Genomic DNA, 1,238 nt, shown 5'->3' on the forward strand with positions numbered 1-1,238 from the left:
TTGGAGTTTAGACTAAGCAAAAATTCACTCAGAAGAAGTTGAGTGTAAATTTTGTGAGTTTAGACAGAGGTAGAGAGGTTAACTAATCGATTTTGACGAGTTTTGAAACCGACCTTTACCCTTTTTGACCACAGGATACCGACATCTTGGAGTGCGAGGTTTTCCTGTTTGCCATCCGTCACAATTTCCTCGCCGTTTCGGAGCAACAGCCGGACTTCCAATCCTGATTAAAAGTGGAAGCATTGATTGTACAACCCTTCCCGGCGTCAATTCAGGCAGAGATGTTTGCCAGGGTAAACGGATTTCTCTGACTACATCTTTAGCTAACCATAATTGCCAAGTCACTAATGGCATGAGATCGCTCCATCGTTCACCCTGTTCAGGAGTGCTCAACTTCGGCACAGTCCAATGCAAAGTTTGTTTAGCTAATCGATTGCTTTGACCAGAGGGGCACATCCATACTCGCTATCAAATAAGGCAATCGGTCTATGCTGAAGATATTGACATACTTGTGCTAATTGTTGAGCGCCTTTATCGATGGGGTTGTCCCAACTGGTAATACGTTCATGTCTCAAGGGCAGCGCCCAACTCCCGCTAATCGTTGGTATTAGTGCGATCGTACTATATCCCTGACCGATGCCGACAGGTATACCGTGGGGTAAGGCTGTGGGTTGATGTTCATAGGTACGTTCTTTGAGGGTACGTGCATGGGGTCTTAACCATGCCGTATGATCGATCGCTAATACTGGACGTTCCACTTGTGATATCTGTTGGATGTATAGTTGCATCAATTGGTCTCGGTCTGGTCTACAATCTTGCAGCGCTTCGTAGACGCTTGACCACTCACGCCGAAATAAGGGATTGAGGGCCTCATCTCCTAAACATGAGACGTGGCGAGTCGTCATTATCGCGTCTGCTAGTTCAAAGGTGGCATATGCAGGCATTGCCGAGACATTCATAAGCAAGTTGACGAAATTCCCGTAATTGTTCAAACTTTGCAGGCAGGTAGATTTGAGATTTTTAGCTGAAGTCTCAATCTTCTACCCTTACGCTGTCTGTTGAAACTATCGCAGACAGTTTTTTTTCTGTTGCAAGTCTCCGAGAACGTCAACGGTCGCTGGCATCTATCTTATGGTTGAGCCTGATAGCTGGTCGCCAGCGACCATTGCCGTTCTTGAGAACTGTTCGCTAGTCTCACAACGATCGCACTTTTTGACCTGCTTAGTCTAAACTCCAAT

General features: G+C 46.0%; 1 protein-coding gene. It reads right to left on the reverse strand.

Going from position 1 to position 1,238, the window contains the following annotated elements:
- Window positions 1-425 precede the first annotated feature (425 nt).
- A complete protein-coding gene (locus QUA13_RS32515; protein ID WP_333205221.1) occupies window positions 426-959 on the reverse strand; it encodes a transposase in 534 nt (177 codons plus the stop codon).
- Between the last annotated feature and the right edge of the window lie 279 nt (window positions 960-1,238).

This window comes from Microcoleus sp. S28C3, from assembly GCF_036700785.1.
In the GTDB taxonomy this organism is placed as follows: Bacteria; Cyanobacteriota; Cyanobacteriia; order Cyanobacteriales; family Microcoleaceae; genus Microcoleus; species Microcoleus asticus.

Coding starts and splice junctions, on each gene's coding strand:
- QUA13_RS32515 (WP_333205221.1), bottom strand. CDS start 959: ATGAATGTCTCGGCAATGCCTGCATATGCCACCTTTGAACTAGCAGAC.